The organism is Stenotrophomonas sp. 82F1 (assembly GCF_056861525.1).
The window spans coordinates 39,319-57,095 of sequence record NZ_JBSPUD010000020.1 but is presented as its reverse complement, the minus strand read 5'-3'; the positions used below and the strand labels follow the sequence as shown (position 1 = coordinate 57,095).

Annotated in this window: 20 protein-coding genes; 9 read left to right on the top strand and 11 right to left on the bottom strand. The window is 67.7% G+C overall.

Features of this window, described 5'->3' with window-relative positions:
• Positions 1-412: 412 nt before the first annotated feature.
• Both AC13GI_RS17115 and AC13GI_RS17110 read right to left on the bottom strand, forming a co-directional pair.
• A complete protein-coding gene (locus AC13GI_RS17115; RefSeq protein ID WP_099818956.1) occupies positions 413-1,006 on the bottom strand; it encodes a mechanosensitive ion channel family protein in 594 nt (197 codons plus the stop codon).
• A 35-nt stretch (positions 1,007-1,041) separates the two neighbouring features.
• Positions 1,042-1,221, bottom strand: a complete 180-nt coding sequence (locus tag AC13GI_RS17110) for a hypothetical protein (RefSeq protein ID WP_099818957.1) — start codon at positions 1,219-1,221, stop codon at positions 1,042-1,044.
• Between the two features lie 126 nt (positions 1,222-1,347).
• Here AC13GI_RS17110 and AC13GI_RS17105 point away from each other — a divergent pair, with 126 nt between their 5' ends.
• Genes AC13GI_RS17105 through AC13GI_RS17095 form a run of 3 tightly spaced genes read left to right on the top strand, consistent with a single transcriptional unit; the run spans position 1,348 to position 3,347 of the window.
• A complete protein-coding gene (locus tag AC13GI_RS17105; protein ID WP_380653710.1) occupies positions 1,348-1,926 on the top strand; it encodes an RNA polymerase sigma factor in 579 nt (192 codons plus the stop codon).
• Entirely contained in the window at positions 1,923-2,456 is a 534-nt protein-coding gene (locus tag AC13GI_RS17100) for a hypothetical protein (protein WP_482996907.1), read from the top strand. The genes AC13GI_RS17105 and AC13GI_RS17100 overlap by 4 nt, the downstream gene beginning before the upstream one ends.
• A gap of 12 nt (positions 2,457-2,468) precedes the next feature.
• Positions 2,469-3,347, top strand: a complete 879-nt coding sequence (locus AC13GI_RS17095) for a DUF4097 family beta strand repeat-containing protein (protein WP_180166255.1) — start codon at positions 2,469-2,471, stop codon at positions 3,345-3,347.
• Positions 3,348-3,396: 49 nt separating this feature from the next.
• Here AC13GI_RS17095 and AC13GI_RS17090 read toward each other — a convergent pair whose 3' ends face one another.
• The 3 genes from AC13GI_RS17090 to AC13GI_RS17080 form a co-directional block, all read right to left on the bottom strand.
• On the bottom strand, positions 3,397-3,579 hold the full coding sequence (locus AC13GI_RS17090; protein ID WP_025879072.1) for a hypothetical protein: 183 nt from the start codon (positions 3,577-3,579) through the stop codon (positions 3,397-3,399).
• A gap of 11 nt (positions 3,580-3,590) precedes the next feature.
• Positions 3,591-3,884 (bottom strand): YkgJ family cysteine cluster protein, encoded by a 294-nt coding sequence (locus AC13GI_RS17085; protein ID WP_051501656.1) that lies wholly within the window; start codon positions 3,882-3,884, stop codon positions 3,591-3,593.
• Positions 3,885-4,114: 230 nt separating this feature from the next.
• A complete protein-coding gene (locus tag AC13GI_RS17080) occupies positions 4,115-5,476 on the bottom strand; it encodes an Hsp70 family protein (protein WP_482996906.1) in 1,362 nt (453 codons plus the stop codon).
• Between the two features lie 179 nt (positions 5,477-5,655).
• Here AC13GI_RS17080 and AC13GI_RS17075 point away from each other — a divergent pair, with 179 nt between their 5' ends.
• Complete coding sequence (locus AC13GI_RS17075) at positions 5,656-5,991, top strand: zinc ribbon domain-containing protein YjdM (protein WP_099818962.1); 336 nt, start codon at positions 5,656-5,658, stop codon at positions 5,989-5,991.
• A gap of 7 nt (positions 5,992-5,998) precedes the next feature.
• On the opposite strand, the gene AC13GI_RS17070 is transcribed toward AC13GI_RS17075, so the two are convergent.
• The gene (locus AC13GI_RS17070; RefSeq protein WP_482996905.1) at positions 5,999-7,156 is read right to left on the bottom strand and encodes a tetratricopeptide repeat protein; all 1,158 of its coding nucleotides are present in this window, start codon (positions 7,154-7,156) and stop codon (positions 5,999-6,001) included.
• A gap of 228 nt (positions 7,157-7,384) precedes the next feature.
• Between AC13GI_RS17070 and AC13GI_RS17065 the strand changes: the two genes are divergently transcribed.
• From AC13GI_RS17065 to AC13GI_RS17050, 4 genes are all read left to right on the top strand, one after another.
• Entirely contained in the window at positions 7,385-7,987 is a 603-nt protein-coding gene (locus AC13GI_RS17065) for an HD domain-containing protein (protein WP_099818963.1), read from the top strand.
• A 49-nt stretch (positions 7,988-8,036) separates the two neighbouring features.
• Positions 8,037-8,216, top strand: a complete 180-nt coding sequence (locus tag AC13GI_RS17060) for an oxidoreductase-like domain-containing protein (protein WP_191078834.1) — start codon at positions 8,037-8,039, stop codon at positions 8,214-8,216.
• Entirely contained in the window at positions 8,213-8,830 is a 618-nt protein-coding gene (locus AC13GI_RS17055; RefSeq protein WP_482996904.1) for a DUF998 domain-containing protein, read from the top strand. Before AC13GI_RS17060 ends, AC13GI_RS17055 begins: the two co-directional genes overlap by 4 nt.
• A gap of 96 nt (positions 8,831-8,926) precedes the next feature.
• Positions 8,927-10,255 carry a virulence factor family protein gene (locus AC13GI_RS17050; RefSeq protein ID WP_482996903.1) on the top strand — a complete coding sequence of 443 codons (1,329 nt, stop codon included), beginning with the start codon at positions 8,927-8,929 and terminating at the stop codon, positions 10,253-10,255.
• Between the two features lie 126 nt (positions 10,256-10,381).
• Here the strand turns inward: AC13GI_RS17050 and mprF are convergent, their stop codons facing one another.
• Positions 10,382-12,946: a bifunctional lysylphosphatidylglycerol flippase/synthetase MprF gene (gene mprF / locus AC13GI_RS17045; protein ID WP_180166259.1), complete on the bottom strand. Its 2,565-nt coding sequence runs from the start codon at positions 12,944-12,946 to the stop codon at positions 10,382-10,384.
• A gap of 193 nt (positions 12,947-13,139) precedes the next feature.
• Between mprF and AC13GI_RS17040 the strand changes: the two genes are divergently transcribed.
• Positions 13,140-13,487: a RidA family protein gene (locus AC13GI_RS17040; protein WP_025879081.1), complete on the top strand. Its 348-nt coding sequence runs from the start codon at positions 13,140-13,142 to the stop codon at positions 13,485-13,487.
• A 52-nt stretch (positions 13,488-13,539) separates the two neighbouring features.
• Here AC13GI_RS17040 and rnfB read toward each other — a convergent pair whose 3' ends face one another.
• The 4 genes from rnfB to AC13GI_RS17020 form a co-directional block, all read right to left on the bottom strand.
• On the bottom strand, positions 13,540-13,953 hold the full coding sequence (rnfB, locus tag AC13GI_RS17035) for an Rnf electron transport complex subunit RnfB (RefSeq protein WP_099818968.1): 414 nt from the start codon (positions 13,951-13,953) through the stop codon (positions 13,540-13,542).
• Between the two features lie 24 nt (positions 13,954-13,977).
• A complete protein-coding gene (locus AC13GI_RS17030) occupies positions 13,978-14,568 on the bottom strand; it encodes an HAD family hydrolase (RefSeq protein ID WP_165787242.1) in 591 nt (196 codons plus the stop codon).
• A 76-nt stretch (positions 14,569-14,644) separates the two neighbouring features.
• Complete coding sequence (gene metG, locus AC13GI_RS17025; protein WP_482996902.1) at positions 14,645-16,723, bottom strand: methionine--tRNA ligase; 2,079 nt, start codon at positions 16,721-16,723, stop codon at positions 14,645-14,647.
• A 102-nt stretch (positions 16,724-16,825) separates the two neighbouring features.
• Positions 16,826-17,269, bottom strand: coding sequence for a DUF2147 domain-containing protein (locus tag AC13GI_RS17020; RefSeq protein ID WP_099818971.1), 444 nt, complete (start codon positions 17,267-17,269; stop codon positions 16,826-16,828).
• Positions 17,270-17,777 lie beyond the last annotated feature (508 nt).

Sequence of the window (17,777 nt, the reverse complement as noted above, 5' to 3'; positions counted from 1 at the left end):
GACGCCGCAAGTACGTCCTTGTAGGCTTGGCAGCCCCATCCATGCGGCTGACACCCCGCAATCCGACACCGCCCCACCTCTGACAGTTTTCCGGTGCCTGGTAGATCCACGCCATGCGTGGATGAATTCCGATGGAAATCGAATATTTCGATATTGGAATTTGATGAAAGAGCATCCACGCATGGCGTGGATTACAGATCGCGGAGATCTGTCGAAGGCGGGGTGGGGCCGGTGGCAGGGGCGTGAGCCGCATGGATGCGGCGACCGAGCTTACATGGACGTACTTGCAGCGGCCCCTGCCGCCGGCCCCACCCCGCCAACCCACAGGAACCCAGCTTTTGCTGTTGAGGTTGCCGGCCAGCGGCCGGCACTACCGCGGATGCAGGGCGCAGCCCTGCCGACCAACCTAACCTCAGCCGTCGCCCTGGATGCCGCCAGGCGCCTGCGTCGGGTCGCGCCAGCGGCGCACCGTGCGCTGGAAGAACAGGTTGTTCGGCAGCTGCAGCACCGTGCCCTCGTGGCCGTCACCGGTTTCCTGCAGCGTGGTGTAGATCAGGTTCACGTCGATCACCCGGCCCTTCAGCCCGGGCTTTTCGCCGTTCTCCAGCACTTCGATGTAGTCATGCAGGCGGAACGGCCGCGTGGTGAAGATCAGCAGCGTGCAGAAGATGTTGGACAGCACGCTCCAGGCCGCGAAGAACGCCACCGCGCCCACCGCGGCAAAACCGGTGAAGGCCGTCCACAACACCGAGGGCGAGGCGCCGAGCAGGCTGAGGATGTACAGCACCGCGCTGAAATAGACCACGAAACTGGTGATCCGGCGCGCACCCATCACCATTTCCGGTGGCAGCGTGTAGTGGTCGGCGAAGCGGCGGATCAGGCGCCGGGCCAGGACCCGCAGCAGCCAGGCGGCGAGCAGGGTGACCAGGATCTGCAGGGCGATCCCGATGTCATGCAGCCAGGGGTGGGTCCAGGCGGGCAGGTGGTCCTTCAGCGACAACATCATGGGGCGACAACGTGTGACGGAAACGGGGCTTGATGTTACCCGGCGCGTGTCGGCGTTTCGACCGCCTGTGTCCAGGCAAGGCAGACAAGGTCCTGTTTGTGCTGCTGCAGGCAGGCGCGGCCGCTGTCGGTGCGCCAGTGCAGGGAAACGCCGAACGCCTGCAGCAGCATGCAGACCACGATCGCCAGCAGGGCGGCGCAGGAAGGACTGGACATGGGAGGCTCCTGGCCGGGCAGGCCTGCGGGGGACCTGGGATGGATGCAGCCAGCCGCGAAAAGGTTGCAAGCGGAAAGCGCCTCGGCAGATCTAAACCTTTTTCCGGCAGGCTGCATCCAACGGATATGCTCGACACCACCATGCCCGCGCCGCCTGCCGCCAACGACGTCGTCGACGAAACCGCTTTGGTGCGTGCGGCGGCGGCCGGCGATACCGCTGCCTACGAACTGCTGTATCGGCGGCACTCGCCGCGGGTGTTTGCCACCTTGTGGCGGCTGTGCGGCGGCCAGCAGGCACGTGCCGAGGATGCACTGCAGGAGGCGTTCCTGCAGGCATGGAAGGCACTGCCCGGCTTTCGTTTCGAGAGCAGCGTGTCGACCTGGCTGCATCGGTTGGGGGTCAACGCCGCGTTGATGGAACTGCGCGGCCGCGCCGCCGGGCATGACCACGACAGCCTGGACGACGTGGACGGTGGGTTGCCGGAGATGGCGGTGCATGACGGCTGCGCCGGCACCGAACGCGATCTGGAACGCGCATTGGCGACCCTGCCACCGCGCGCACGTGCGGTGCTGGTGCTGCACGATATCGAAGGCTGGAAACACCATGAAATCGCCGGCCAGCTGCAGATGGCGGTCGGTAGTTCCAAAGCACAGCTGCATCGCGCGCGTGGCCTGCTGCGCGCGCGGCTGGGAGACATGACATGAGTACACACGACCACGATTCCGACCACGACCTGCTGGCCCGGCTGCGCGCGCTGCCGAGCGAACGCAGCGTACCCACCGATGGCTGGGAACGCCTGTCGGCGCGGTTGCCACCCCGCGAGCCGGTTGCCGCGCAGGTGCCGACGGACCACGTGGTGGCCTTGCCACTGCGCAGCCGTCGACGCTGGTGGTTGCCGGTTGGCGCGGCGCTGGCGGCCAGCCTCGCGCTCTACGCGGTGGCGCCATGGCGGCATGCGCAGCTGGACGCGCCGGCACCGTCCGCCCTGCAACTGCAGGCCGCGGCGATGACCGAGCAGTACCAGCAGGCCGTGGCTTCGCTGCCTGATGGGCGGGCGCCGGAATGGCAGCCCGCCCTGCACGAACTGGATGAAAGTGCGGCACAGATCCGTGCCGCGCTGGCGCAGGACCCGCGTGCACCGCACCTGCTTGGCCAGCTCAGGCGCACTTACGCGCTGCGGCTGGAACTGACCCGGCAGGCGGCCTATGCCGCCGAATCCGGCTTGACGACCTGAGGAGACCCCCCGATGCGAACCCTTTTCCCCTTCTGCGCGGCCCTGCTGCTGGTGCCCACCATGGCGCTGGCCGACACCCGCATCGACGAACGCCACACGCTGGCTGCGGGCGGTCGTATCGAATTGAGCAATGTGGCCGGCAAGGTGAGCGTGCGTGGCTGGGACCGCAACGACGTGCAGCTTACCGGCACGCTCAGCGACGGCCTGCAGCTGCGCCAGGAAAAGAGCGCCAACCGTGTGCGTTGGGAAATCGAGTATCCGCGACGCGGCAACAGTGGCGGCGCCACCCTGACCCTCAACGTGCCGCGCTCGGTGGAACTGCTGCTGAGCACGGTCAGTGCCAGCCAGGACATCAGCGGCATTGACGTGCGCCGACTGCAGGCCGATACGGTCAGTGGCAGCCTGAGTGCGTCCGGTCGCAGTGGCGACAGCAAGCTCAATACGGTCAGTGGCAGTGTCAATGCGCGACTGCAGACGCCGAAGCTGGACGTGAACACGGTCAGTGGCCGCATCGAAGCCGGCGGCGGCGTGTCGGGCGATATCGGTGCGCAGACGGTGTCCGGCCGGGTCGAGGTCGACGCCGGTCGCGTGCAGCGGCTTGCGGTGGAAACCGTGTCGGGCAGCATCGACCTGTCGGCGGCCGGGCTGGCACCGGGCGGGCGCATCAACGTGGAGTCGGTCAGTGCATCGGTCAGCCTGCGGCTGCCGCGCACGGTGTCGGCGCAGCTGTCGGTGAACAGCTTCAGCGGGTCGATCAACAGCGACGCCGGCAAGGTCGAGCGGCCGCGCTATGGACCGGGCAGCAGCCTGGATGCCCGCCTGGGCAGCGGCGACGGCGATATCCGCGTGCAGTCGCACTCGGGCAGTGTGCAGGTACGCCTGGACCGCTGAGCGCGGCCCGGCAGGCCGCGGCGGCAGCGCCGCCGCGGTCGGGGGTGGGTCAGCTGGCTTTCTTCAGCGCCCAGGTGGTACCGAGAACTTCAATCTTGCCACCGCTCTTGCGGAACGCGGCCAGGTCGGAGGCGATCGAGTCGCTGTTGACCACGGTGCTGGCGGATGCGCCCTTGCGTTCGCTGCGGATGCTGTTGCTGGCCTTCGCGGGGGTCTTTGCCTTGCGGGGCATGGTTGCTCCTGTCAGGTGGAAGGGGAGGAAAGCGCGCAGGACTCAGCCTGGCGCAGGTAGTCCTGCCGCTCGCGGCGGCAGTCGTCGCCGCCCATCGAGAACTGGCGGCAGATCGCCGGGCGCTGCGAATAGATCGTGCAGCGCAGGTGATACGGATCGATCGCCGCGCACCAGCCTTCCTCGTTGCGCGCCATCACGGCACGGCCGTGTGCGTCGCGCGACAGGAACTGGCCGGGCACGTGGTCGCCGGGCTGCAGCAGCACCGGCAACCGGCAACAGACCGCGTCACAACGGCGGCAGTCGATGGGTGCTGGTTCAGCGTCAGGTTGTACGGCCACAGGGGCCTGGCGGGTGCCCAAAGCGGGTCTCGATGGCGGCTCGGGTAGTACGCAGACCATGATCGAGCCAGAGGGCATGGTCGCCAGACCCGCTGGGCGGGGCAGGCTGCACCATGGGTACACACACCGGCGAGGCCAGCGGAAGGTGCAGCGGTTTTCTAGCCGGCCAAGGGTAGCGCAGACCGCGTAACGTTTTGTTAATCCCGGCTGGCTGCCGCCAGCGCGAGGCCTTGGACGACTCCCAGCGAGGGCTCGCCGTGGACCATGCGGGCGCCCGGGAAGGCCTCGGCAGCGGCCTGCCGCAGGTAGCCGGCGCGGGACATGCCGCCGGTCAGGAACACCGCGTCCGGGTCGCCGCCGATGTCATTGCGGACCTGCGCAAGCAGTTCGCGGATCTGGGTCAGGTAGCCATGGGCGGCGGCGGCCAGACCGTCGGCGCTGTTGTCCACGTGCAGGTCGCGGGCGATGTAGTCCAGTGTGCTGCGATGCTCGCTGGCGCCGCTGAGGGCGATCTTGGCGCGCTCGACATCGCGGTACAGGCGGGCAGTGTTGCCGGTGTCCTGCAGTGCCTGCAGGCGCGGGCCCCACGGCGCATCCACGTTGTCGTAGTTGTGCTGGCGGAACTCGCGCTGGCGGGTCATGTCCTGCACGGTGGCCGCTTCCACGTAGTGGTGGGTGGGTACGCGGGTGATGCCACGGCCGAACAGCGGCATGTAACCGGACAGGCTCAGGGCCAGGTCGATATCGGTACCGCCGCGGGCGATACCCCAGGCACGGTGGATGCGTGGCGCTTCGCTGCCACCCACTTCGGCGTGTGCGATGTCGGTGGTGCCGCCACCGATATCGACAATCACCGCCTGGTGCCGATCGCTGCTTTCAGCGTGGTAATGCATCGCGGCGGCAGCGGGTTCTTCAAGGAAGTCGATCTGGTCGAAGCCGGCCTGGCTGGCCGCTTCGCGCAGGATGTCCAGGGCCTGGTCGTTGCCGGCCTCACCGATCGAGCTGCGGAACTGCACCGGGCGGCCGAGCAGGGCGCTGCGCAGCGGCTGGCCGAGCTGGGCACTGGCAGTCAAGCGGATGTGTTCAAGGATGTGCGCGGCGATGCCGGTGATGGTCTGCCGTGCGCGCGGGTGCAGGTTGTAGCCGAGCATGGACTTCGGGCTCTGCACGAGGTTGCCCTCGTGCTCCTCGAAATACGCTTCCAGCGCATCGTCGCCATAGACCGCGTTCTGCAGCAGGTCGCTGGCACTGCGTTCCTTTCCAGCGCGAGCTTCCATCCACTCCCGGCGCAGGGCGCGCAAGGCCTCGCGGCGCAGGGCCTGTGGCGTGCGTTCCTGGCCGGCGGCGCGGGCGGCACGGGCGGCGCTGTCGATCAGCTGCTGCAGTTCGTGTTCCTGCCCGGCGTCGAGCTGGAAATCGTCCGGGTCGGGCACCACGCCGGGGAAGTAGACACTGGTACGGAACTGTTCGGCCTCGCCGAAGCGGATCGGCAGCAGCGTCCCATCACGCACGATGGCGGCGGCGGAGTTGCTGGTACCGAAGTCGATGCCGAGGCGCATGGGGAGGTCCGGGGACGATCAGGGGCCGCGCACTCTGCTGGAGTTTGCCGCGCGCTGCAAGTTCCGGTGCCTGCCTTGTGCGGGGGCGGGCGGGGGCCCAGCCGGGACGCCGCCGGAAAATGAACGAAAAGGCCGGGCGGTTACAATGGCGGCTGTTGATTCATTTTGAGGTACTTGCGATGTCTTCTGTTCCCGCCTGCCCGCAGTGCACCCTGGAAAACACCTATGCCGATGGCGCGCTGTGGATCTGCGCCGACTGCGGCTTCGAGTGGACGGCCGAAGAAGGTGCTGGCTCGACCCTGGTCGTGCGTGACAGCAACGGCAATACCCTGCAGACCGGCGACACCGTCACCGTGATCAAGGACCTGAAGGTCAAGGGCTCCTCGATCCCGCTCAAGCAGGGCACCGTCATCCGCAACATCCGCCTGGTTGAAGACGATGCCGAACACATCGAAGGCAACTCGGACAAGATCAAGGGGCTGGTGCTGAAGACCTGCTTCCTCAAGAAGGCCTGATCGCGCCTCAGCGCTTGGCCTGCTGCGCCCGCCAGCGGGCCAGGCTGTCCAGCTTGGCCTGGTAGCGGGCCTGCTGGGTTGAACCGCCCAGTTCCTGCGCCCGCAGCAGTTCGCGGTCTGCACGCTGCAGCCGGCCGGTCAGGAAATACACCCGCGCCAGGCCGAAGTGGAACTGGTGCGCGGTGTCGTACAGGCGCACCGCGCGCCGGTAATAGGTGATCGCTTTGTCCAGGTCGCCAGCGCGTTCGGCCTGGGCACCCTGCATGTACTGTGCGAACGGATCCTCGCGTTGCACCGACTGCAGCTTCTTCTGCATGGCCTGCGCCTGCGCCGTCATGCCGAGCTTGCGATAGAGCGCACTGGCGTTGTTCAGCGCCGCGCTCTGGCGTCCGTCCAGGCGCAGGGCGGTGTCCAGCGCCGTGCGAGCTCCCTGGTCATCGCCCAGGCGGTTGTCGAGCACGCCGATGTTGTTCCACGTCGCGGCGAATGTGGGGTCCTGCGCCAGCGCCGCATCGAAGAAGGCACGCGCGCCGCTCAGGTCGCCATCGGCCAGATGTTCCGCGCCGCGGTTGTTGTAGTAGTGCGCCAATGCCCGCTCACGGCCGATGGGCTGCGGCCCATGGCGGTCGTACAGCACGTTGCGGTCCAGGTCGACGGTGCCGTAGCGGCCACCGACATCCACGCCGGCGTTGACGTGCCCGACGTTGTAGACCACGCCCTGGTCCTGGTCCTGGTACCACGACACCACCTGGCCGACTTCCTGCACCCGTGCCTGGATGCCGGCCTCACGGGCGAGCGTGACGAACAGCAGGGTGAAGGAGAGGCAGTTGGCGCGCTGGTGCTGCCAGATCTCGCTGACGGTGTAGGTCGCATCGGCGTCGTACTGCAGGTCCAGGCCGTGCTGGCTGAAGATCATTTCCACCAGCGCCTGCAGGCGCTGGTCACGCGAGTAGCTGCGGCTGATCACCTGCTTCTGCAGCATCTCGCGCATTGCCGGCGGGATCGCGAACACCTGTTCGGGCGTCGGCACGCTGGCGGCGGTGACCTTTACGGTGGAGATGGTGGGGATGGCGGGCGCGGGGGGCGGCGCGTCCTGCGCAGACAGGGCTGGCGCGCCGAGCGCAGCCAGGGACAGGAGAAAGCATCGAGCGGCAAGACGGCGCATGACGGTTTCCGGCAGCGGCGGGCGCTCCCGCCTGCGGCCAGTGTAGACCTGCATGTGGCGGTCCGCATCCACCCACGGTCGGCACGCCGCTCATCCACAGCCGGTGTGGACCAGCACGCGACAAACCTGTGGACAACTGCTGCCGGACCTTGCCTGGCGCGGCGTGTGAAGTGCTGGTGAAAAAACAGCCAGCTTGCCCGGCGTTGCCAAGGGCGGGATCATCCACGCATGGACTTCGCCCCGCTGACTCTCGCTCCCGCGCATTGGCAGGCATTGCAGGATGCCTATGCGACGCCGCCGCGCGCCTACCACCACTTCGGCCATGTACGCGCGGTGCTGCAGCATTGCCAAGCGGTGGCCGAGGGGCCCGGCTGGCAGCAGCCGGCCGAGGTCTATCTGGCGGCGCTGTACCACGATGCGATCTATCAGGCCGGCCGCAAGGACAACGAGGCAAAGTCGGCCGCGCTGGCGCTGCGGGCCATCGCGGACTCACCGGAGCTGGCATCGGTGGACGCCGGCCGGGTCGAGCAGTTGATCCTGCTTACCGCCCGCCATGGCGAGCTGGGCCCGGCCGATGTCGATGCCGAAGCCGCGTTGTTCCTCGATTGCGACATGGCGATCCTGGCAGCGCCGGAAGCGGTGTTCTCCGCCTACGACCGTGGCGTGGCCGAAGAGTACAAGGGCGTGGTGCCGGGCTTCCTGTACCGCGCCGGACGCCGCCGCTTCCTGCAGGGGCTGCTGCGCGCGCCGCGGATCTTCCTCAGCGACTTTTTCGACCAGCGACTTGATGCTGCCGCGCGGGCCAACCTGCGCCGTCAACTGGGCGCCTGAGCGCGCCGCTACACTATCCACCTGCAATCGCGTGGTGCTGTTTCCAGCCGTGACCGTCTCCGATACCCCTGCCGATCCCCGTCCGCTGCCGCCGGAAGAACCCGGCCCCAACGAATGTTGCGGCAGTGGCTGTCCGCTGTGCGTGCTCGACCTGTACAGCGAGGAGCTGCAGCGTTACCGCAAGGCGCTGGCTGAGTGGAAGGCACGGCACCCGGACGCCGACCCATGAGCCGTGCGCGTCCAGCCGCGATACTGGCGCTGGTGGCACTGCTGTTGTTCGTGGCGACCGCGTTGTGGACGCAGTTCGCGCGCGCGGATCTGGATTGGGTGAAGGCCACCCTGAGCCTGTATCTACATGGGCCGTGGGGCTTGGCGCTGCGCACGGCCTACTGCCTGCTGGCACTGGCCATCGCCGTGCTGGGCATCGCGTTGTACCGGTACAGCGTGGGGCCACGGCGCAGCGCAGCGGCACCGTTGCTGTTCTGCGTGGCTGCCGGCGGCCTGGCCACCGTTGCCATCGGTGACAGCTGGCTGCCCGAGGCAACACCGTTGCTGGCACCGCTGATCCACGGGCTGGCCGCCAATACCGCGTTTCTGTGTGCCAGCGTGGGCATGCTGCTGCAGGCCTGGTACCTGCGCCGCGAGCCTGGCTGGCAAGGCAATGCGGCGCTGCTGTGGGGCTGGGCATGGCTGGCCTTCGTGCTGCTGTGGATGCACGTGCTCTGGCGCGGGGGACCACCGCGTGGGCTGGGGCAGAAACTGGTGATCGCGGTGATCGTCGGCTGGCTGCTGTGGCTGGCGCTGGCGCTGTATCGCCGCGGGCGTGCCACCGGCATCCGCTGAATCGACCACCCGCTGCGTTGCAGGTCGCCTGTACCGGTACGTGCCGTGCACGCAGTGGCGGCGTATCGTGTGCGCATTCCAACGGGATGCGAAACGATGCGTGCAGGGCTGGGCAGGGCGATGGGACTGGTGTTGACGCTGGCGGCATTGCCAGCGATGGCGGCAGTGCAGCAGGTCAGCCACGGACGCTTCGATCAGGTGCCGGTGCATGTGCCGGCCGGGGCGCCACAACGGGTGGTGATCTGGTTCCATGATGGCGCCGATGCCGGCCATACGCCGATCGAAGCGCTGCGTGCCGATGGTGCGCTGGTCGCCTCGGTGGACGTGGCCCACCTGCGCGCCGTGCTCAAGCGCGAAGGCAACAGCAGCTGCGCGTTCGGGGCGGGCGATGTCGAGAATTTCTCGCGTTGGGTGCAGGCATTCCTGCATCTGCCGGGGTATCACCTGCCGTTGGTGGGCGGCAGCGGCGAAGGCGCCGAGCTGGCCTATGCGCTGGCAGCGCAGGCCGACACCCAGGTCTTTGCCGGCCTGTTGACCTCGGGTTTCTGCCCGGCCCACACGCACGAGCGCATGGTCTGCGGCGATGGCGTGAAGCACGACCGCCTGCAGCCCAGTGAACTGAATTTCCCGTGGTTGAACGCGGCCGGTGCGCCGGGGTGTTCAACCAACAGCGCCGGCCCGTTCGTGCAGCAGGTTGCGATGGCCCGCGAATTCAAGCGCACCGTTGCCGGCGATGCGACACCGGGGCTGGTGGCAGCCGCCCGGGTGATCGGCGCGCAGGCCGGGGTTGCGCTGGCACCGCCGCCGGATGCCCTGAAGGGGCTGCCGGTAGTGGAAGTGCCGGCGCAGGGCGGCGGTGACACACTGGCGGTGTTCGTTTCCGGCGATGGCGGCTGGGCCGGCCTGGACAAGGACGTAGCCGGCGCTCTGGCCGAACATGGCGTGGCGGTGGTCGGCCTCGATTCGCTGCGTTACTTCTGGAGCGAACGCACGCCGCAGGGATTCGCTGTCGATCTGCAGAAGATCATCGGTCACTACCGCCAGCAATGGCAGCGCGACAAGGTGATGTTGATCGGTTTCTCGCAGGGCGCCGATGTGCTGCCGGCCACCATCAACCAGCTGGATGCAGGCACCCGCGCTGGTCTCGAGCGCATCGTGCTGCTGTCGGTGGGCAAGAACGCCGACTTTGAATTCCATGTCAGCAACTGGCTGGGCGGTGGTGGTGGCGGCCTGCCGATCGCGCCGGAAGTGGCCAAGCTGCCGGCGGACAGGACTCTGTGCGTGTACGGCGACAAGGACGAGGACGCGCTGTGCCCCGATCTGCCGGGCAACGATGGCGTGCACAAGGTCAAGCTGCCGGGTGACCATCACTTCGGCGGTGACTACGATCGCTTGGCCGAGGTGATCCTCAAGGGCGGCGCGTAAGCCGCTGGTAGACGCCGACCTTGGTCGGCGCTGCGGCTTGGACCATCACGGAAGGGAGCGTGTCGACCAAGGTCGACACCTACCGGGCGGCAGGTAGCGCCGGGCCATGCCCGGCGGATCGTGACCTCAATTCCGCCGCGGGTCCAGCGAGATCAGGCGCGTGGCATCCAGCAGCGCGGCCGGCAGGTGCATGCCGCCGGGCGCGGCCAGGTAGCGCGGTCGCCACTGCGGATCGAACTTCGACTTGAACCGGCGCAGGCCGCTGAAGCCATAGAAGCGTTCGCCATGCCGTGCGAGCAGGCCGGCCAGGCGGTTCCAGCGACCGGCCAGGCGGTGCTGGGCCAGGCCGGACAGTGGCGCCATGCCCAGCGAGAACCGTGCATACCCCTGCGCGCGCCCCCACAGGAACAGCTCGATGAACAGGAAATCCATCGTGCCCTTCGGCGCGTCGCTGACGTGGCGCATCAGATCCACTGACAGTTCGGCGCCCGCCGGTGCCTGCCACAGGTTTGCAAAGGCCACGATGCGGCCTTCGGCTTCGACCAGGGCGATCGGGAAACGCACCAGATAGTCCGGGTCGTAGCTGCCCAGCGAGAAGCCCTTTTCGTCGCCGGACTTGTCGTCGAGCCACGCGTTGGAAATGGCATGCAGGCGTGGCAGCAGGGCAGGGATCTCTTCCGCGGGTGCAACGCGGAAGGACAGCCCACCGCGCTTGCCGCGGTTCCAGGCTTGCCGCAGGTCGGCACGCTCACGGCCTTCCAGGCCGAAGTCGTGCAGCGGCACCATGGCCTCCTCACCCAGCTTGACCAGGCCCAGCCCGAGATCGAGATAGGTCTGCCAATACGCTTCACCCACCTGGTAGAACACCGGGCGCAGGCCGAGCCGGTCGGCTTCCTCGCGGAAGCGCCAGATCAATGCACGCGCCACCTCGGGTGGCCCGACCGGATCGCCCATCGCGATCAGCGAGCCGCCGTAGCGCTGCATCATCACAAAGCCCTTGTGTTCCGCATCGCGCAGCACCGCCTTGTCGGCGGTCAGCACCAGGCAGGCCTGGGTGTCGGTAGCGCCGGCCAGCACCGGTGCCAGCGCCTGCAGGGTTGCATCGTCGGCAGGCGGCAGCGGGCTGCGCGTGCTGTGCAGCAACCGCGCCAGCCCGAACATCACCAGTGCCATCGCCACCAGCAGCAGCGCACGCAGCGCGCGCGGTGCATTGCCGGACACCGCGAACTGCCACCACAGCTCGTTCTGGTATTCGACATGGCTGTAAGTGAAGAACAGCAGCCAGGTCACCGCCACCAGCACCAGGCCGAGGTTGCGCAGCCATGGCCACGACCAGGCTTCGTCCAGCAGCGCGCCCTGGCGATAGAACTCGCGTCGCGCCGCCCACAGCGCCATCGCCACCAGCAGCGCCGACAACGCGATCAGCGGTTGGCCACCGCGCAGCCAGATCGGCAGCGGCGCGATCACGCAGATCGCCATCGCCAGCATCCAGGCCGCGTGGCTGCGGCGGGCCAGGCCCTGGCCGATCAGCAGCAGGGCGACACCGCCGAGGCTGCCGATCAGGTGCGAGGTTTCCAGGATCGGCAGTGAGGCATTGATGAGGTGCCGCCGTGGCGTGGGCAGGGTACCGTCGATGACCAGCGCGGCGCCGACACTGAAGGCGGCCAGCGCGATGATCTGCGGCAACCACGGGCGCAACGCGTACCAGCCGGCGCGGGTTGCGCCTGCGCTGGCCTGCAGCGGTTGCCGCAGCGCCGGCGCCAGTGCCAGCACGGTGGCCAGCAGCAGCGGCAGCACGTAGTAGCTGACGCGGTAGATCAATGCCGCCGCCAGCACCGCAGCGGGCGCCACCTGCGGCAGCAGCTTCAGCAGGCTCCACTCGAACACACCCAGACCGGCCGGCACGGTGGAGACCAGGCCGGCCAGCACGGCCACCAGATACAGGCCGACGAAACCGGGCAGGCCGGTCGGCGTGGAATCCGGCAGCAGCACGTAGAACGCGGCACTGGCCAGCACCAGCTCGACCACGCTGAGCACGGTGACACCCAGCATGGTGCGCCGGTCGGGCAGCCACAGGCCATGGCCGAAGATGCGGAACTGGCGACCGTCGCGGCCGACCAGGATGAAGGTGGCGGCAAAGGCGATCAGTGCGACGATGCCGACCACGCGCACCGCCGCGGGATCCAGCGGTAGCGCAAGCGCGGCAGCGGCCGGCTCCATGCACAGCGCCACACCGATCAGCAGCCACGCGCCGAAGATGAAGCCCAGCGTGCTCATCAGCACCACCTGGCCGATCTGCGCCAGATCCAGGCCGGCACTGCGGTAGCCACGCAGGCGCACGGCACCACCGGTGAGTGCGGCAAAGCCCACGGTCTGGCCCAGGGTATGGGCCAGGAAGGCGGTGATGCCGATCCGCGCCGGGTGCACGCGGATGCCGCTGCGGCGCAGGCCGATCGCATCGAAGCCGATCAGGCACGCATAGCTGGCCAGGCCGAGCAGCACGGTCAGTGCGATCTGGGCACCGCTGAGCTGACGGAAGGCCTGGCGGATCGCGCGATAGCCGTGCTCATCGAATTCACCGGCCAGCCCGTGCAGGGCAAGCGCCAGGATCAACAATGGAACGACGATGGTGACGACCCGCTTCCAGGTCGGGGCAGAGGCGGCAGGGATGGAATCGGTAGGGGCGGTCATCGGCGCAAGGGTGCGGCAGCAAGGGCGAGGGCGGTGTCAACGCAGGGCGTCGCGCATCGTGCGCCTGCCAGCGCGGTTTGACCAGCGGTGCGGCTGTGCCGCCGCTGGCGGTATTCAGTGGCCGCACAGGGCACACACTTCCAACGCCGGCTGGGTGAGAATGCAGTTCAGACCACCCGCAGGAGCCACGCCCATGATGGAGCGTTACGACGTCGGACCGCGCATGTCCGAGATGACCGTGTACAACAAGGTCGCCTACCTTTCCGGCCAGATTCCGGAAGACACCAGCCAGGACATCACCGGGCAGACCCGTCAGGTGCTGGCCGAGATCGACAAGCTGCTGGCGCTGGTCGCCAGTGACCGCCAGCACGTGCTGCGTGCGGAGATCTTCCTGGCCGACATGGCTGACTTCGAAGGCATGAACAAGGCGTGGGACGAGTGGGTGGTGGAGGGCGCGACCCCGGCCCGCGCCACCGTCGAAGCCAAGCTCGCGCATGCCGAATGGAAGGTCGAGATCATCGTTACGGCGGCCGTGCCGTAATCACCGGACAGGGGTCAGATCCCTTTTCCGGAGGAAAAGGGATCTGACCCCGTTACAGTTTCACCAGCTCGATGCAATCCACCGGACACGGCGGAATACACAACTCGCAGCCGGTGCACAGATCGGCGATCACCGTGTGCATGTACTTGGCGCCGCCGACGATCGCATCCACCGGACACGCCTGTATGCACTTCGTGCAGCCGATGCAGTCCGCCTCCACGATCAACGCCACCTGCGGCGCCTTGTGCTCGCCACGGCTGCGATCAAACGGCAGCGCCGGCACACCCAGCACCTGCGCCAACGCCCGCGCCCCGGCATCGCCGCCCGGCGGACAACGATCCACGCCCACCTCGCCGCGCGCCATCGCCTGCGCGTACGGGCGGCAGCCGTCGTAGCCGCATTGCCCACATTGGGTCTGCGGCAGCAAGCGGTCCAGGCGTTCGGTCAGGGGCGGAATCAGGCTCATGCGTGGCGAAGGCTGCGCGTGTGGTTACTTCAGGGGTTTGCCGCGGTACCAGCGCTCGTGCGCCAGGGCCAGCATCGGACGATCCTCGGCGCTGTCACCGTAGGCATGGATGCGTGTGTAGCGTGACAGATCGAACTGGCGACGGATGTGCTCGACTTTGCGCGGGCCACAATCGCCGCCGGCGTAGCGGCCGGTCAGGCGTCCGCTTTCGCTTTCCAGTCGATTGCAGATCAGCTGCAGGCCCAGTTGTTCGCACCACGGCCGCAGGTACAGATCCAGTGAACCGGATACCACCACCACGGTGTGCTGCTGCGCCTTGTGCCAGCGGATCTGCTCCAGCATTTCCGGACGCACGACATCGGGCAGGAACTCGCGGGAAAAGCCCGCCGCCAGCGTCTCGATGTCATCGGCGTGGCGCTCGCTGAAGGTCAACCGGGTCACCCGTGCACGGATGCGCTCGGCAGAGATCAGCTTCAGCTTGTACGCCAGCAGCCAGGGGCCGACTTTCCACCAGGCCTGTGCCAGCTGTTCGGCGGTGGCGACCCGGCGCAGGAAGCGGCCGTAGGTGTCGCAGGTGGTAACGGTGTGGTCGAAGTCGAACAGCGCCAGTTCCAACGCAGCATCTCCCATCACGGTACCTCCCTTCGCGGTGCTCAAGGCTGGGCACGGCCGGGGCCGCGCCCGTGTTGCATCAACGCACCGGCATGCCCGGCTGCGCGCCGCTGTCGGCGTCCAGCAGCGCCAGCGCGCCGCCATCGAAACCGGCCGACAGGATCATGCCTTCGCTCAGGCCGAAGCGCATCTTGCGCGGGGCCAGGTTGGCGATGAACACCACGCTGCGGCCGACCAGTGCTTCCGGCTCGCCGTAGCTGGCGCGGATGCCGGAGAAGATCTGGCGCTTGCCGAGTTCGCCCGCATCCAGTTCGAAACGCAGCAGCTTGTCCGAACCTTCCACGAACTCGCACACCAGCACCTTGCCGATGCGCAGGTCGAGCTTGGCGAAGTCGTCGATGCCGATGTAGGCCGGCGCGTCAGCGCTGTTTGCTTCGTCCTTGACCACTACCGGTGCGGCAGGCTTTGCGGCTTCCACCTTCGCTGCGGGGGCTGCAGCGGCAGCGGTCAGGGTGTCCTTGGAGGCGTCGATCATGGCGTCAATCTTCTTCGGGTCGATACGGGTGAACAGCGGGGTGTAGTCGGTGATGCGGTGGCCCAGCAGCGGCTGCGCCAGCTCGGTCCAGTCATTGACCGGCGCAGCCAGGAAGGCCTCGGCCTGCGCGGCGGTGGCCGGCAGCACCGGTTTCAGGGCGGTGACCAGCACACGGAACAGGTTCAGGCCCTGGCTGCAGACAGCCTGCAGCTGCGCGTCGGCGCCTTCCTGCTTGGCGATCACCCACGGCTTGACGTCATCGATGTAGCGGTTGGCTTCGTCGGCCAGGGTCATGGTCAGGCGGATCGCCGCGGCCGGGTCATTGCGCTCGTACGCCTCGCGGATCGGCGCCAGGCCATCGACGAAGCGCTGGTACTGCGCCGCGTCGGGCAGCTGCGCGGCCAGCTGGCCATCGAAGCGCTTGCTGATGAAACCGGCGCAGCGGCTGGCGAGGTTGACGAACTTGCCGACCAGATCGGCGTTGACGCGGGCGATGAAGTCGCCCAGGTTCAGGTCGAGGTCGTCGACGCCGCCACCGGACTTGGCGGCGAAGTAGTAGCGCAGCGCTTCCGGTTCCAGGCCGGCATCCAGGAACGTACGCGCCATCACGAAGGTGCCGCGCGACTTGCTCATCTTCGCGCCATCGACGGTCAGGTAGCCGTTGACGTGCAGGCGGGTCGGCGCGCGGTGGCCGGTGCCGTGCAGCACCGCCGGCCAGAACAGGCCGTGGAAATTGACGATGTCCTTGCCGAGGAAATGATGCAGCTCGGTGCTGGTGCCTGCGCGCAGGTGCGCTTCGAAATCCTCGCCGATCCTGCTGCACAACGTCTGGAAGCTCGACAGGTAGCCGATCGGCGCGTCCAGCCAGACGTAGAAGTACTTGCCCGGCTGGCCGGGAATCTCGAAACCGAAATACGGCGCATCGCGCGAGATGTCCCACGCACGCAGGCCACCTTCGGCATTGAGCCATTCACCGAGCTTGGCCTTCACGCCGGGCAGGGCGACATCGCCGGCCAGCCAGTCGCGCAGGAAGCCGTCGAAGTGGCCGACCTCGAAGAAGAAGTGCTCCGAATCGCGCATTTCCGGGGTTGCACCGGAGATCACCGAGCGCGGTTCCTTCAGGTCGGTCGGCGCATAGGTGGCGCCGCAGACTTCGCAGTTGTCGCCGTACTGATCGGCGCTGCCGCAGTTCGGGCAGATGCCCTTGACGTAGCGGTCGGGCAGGAACATGCCCTTGGCCGGGTCGTAGAACTGCGCCACCGAGCGACGGCTGATGTGGCCGGCCGCTTCCAGCTTCAGGTAGAACGCCTCGGTCAGCGCCTTGTTGGCGGCCGAATTGGTCGAGTCGTAGTGGTCGAAGGCGACGCCAAAGGCGGCGAAATCGCGTTCGTGACTGGCCTGGATGTTGGCGATGAAGGTTTCCGGGGTGACCCCGGCCTTCTCCGCAGCCAGCATGATGGGCGTGCCGTGGGTGTCGTCGGCGCACACGAACCAGGCCTTGCCGCCGCTCATTCGACGCGCACGCACCCAGATGTCAGCCTGGATGTAGCCGACCAGGTGGCCCAGGTGCAGCGGGCCGTTGGCGTAGGGCAGGGCGGTGGTGACGAGCGCGGTACGGGTCATGGTCACGGGGTGCAGCCAGGGGGAACCGGGGATTATCGCATGCCCGCAACGAGGTGACCCGGCCTGGGCCGGGTCACGGGAACAAGGCGGGGACCTGGGCGCTTATTCGCGCTGCCAGGTCTGCGCGCGACAGATGAAGGCGATGCAGCCGGACACGTCCAGCTTGGTGCCGCCGGGCTGCAGTTCCATCTTCGATCGGTAGGTCTTGCCGTTGGCCGGGTCGAGGATGGTGCCGCCGGACCACTTGTTGGCGCCGTCGGCCTTCAGATTCCAGAGGATGGTCATGCCCTTCACCGGCTTGTTCTTGTTGGCGCCCTCACAACCATCGCAGACCGGGTTCGGGCCCTTGTCCGAATGCAGGATCTCGACCACGCGGCCGGTCAGCGTGCCGTTGGCGGCCTGGCTGATCTCGACGATCGACTTCACCTTGCCGGTCTTGTCGTCGATGGTCTTCCAGCGGCCGGCGGCACTGTCGGCGGCCTGCGCGGAGAGCGCGGCCAGGCACAGCGGCAGCGCCAACAGCAGGGTCTTGAAGGTCTTGCGCATGGTCCCCTCCCAGGGTTCATTCCGGCACGATGCCGGTACGGGTCGACTGTATACCCATTCGGCGGGGTATGGGGAAGAGGGGCTCGGCCGGGCGGCGCCCGGCACCCGCAGAGGCAACGGCCGGAGCAACGGCCGGAGCAACGGCCGGAGCAACGGCCGGAGCAACGGCCGGAGCAACGGCAAAAGCTGGTGCTCCGTGGGATGGCAGGGTGGGTCCGGTTGCGGGGGGCGCTGCAAGTCCCCCTCCGGGGCCCAGCCCAGCCGCTGGCGGCTGTGCGTTCGGGCGCTTGCGAAGCAGTGCTTCGCAAGCAAAGCGCCCTCACCCCTGTAAGCTCGGTCGCGCCATCCATGGCGCTCACGCCCCCGCAACCGGGCCCACCCCGCCTTCGACAGAGTCCTGCGATCTGTCGGAATGGCATGGCCTGCTGTTGGTAGGTGTCGACCTTGGTCGACACACAGCATGGATGAACATCTGTCGGTGGATGAATCTCTGTCGATTGCGAGTAGA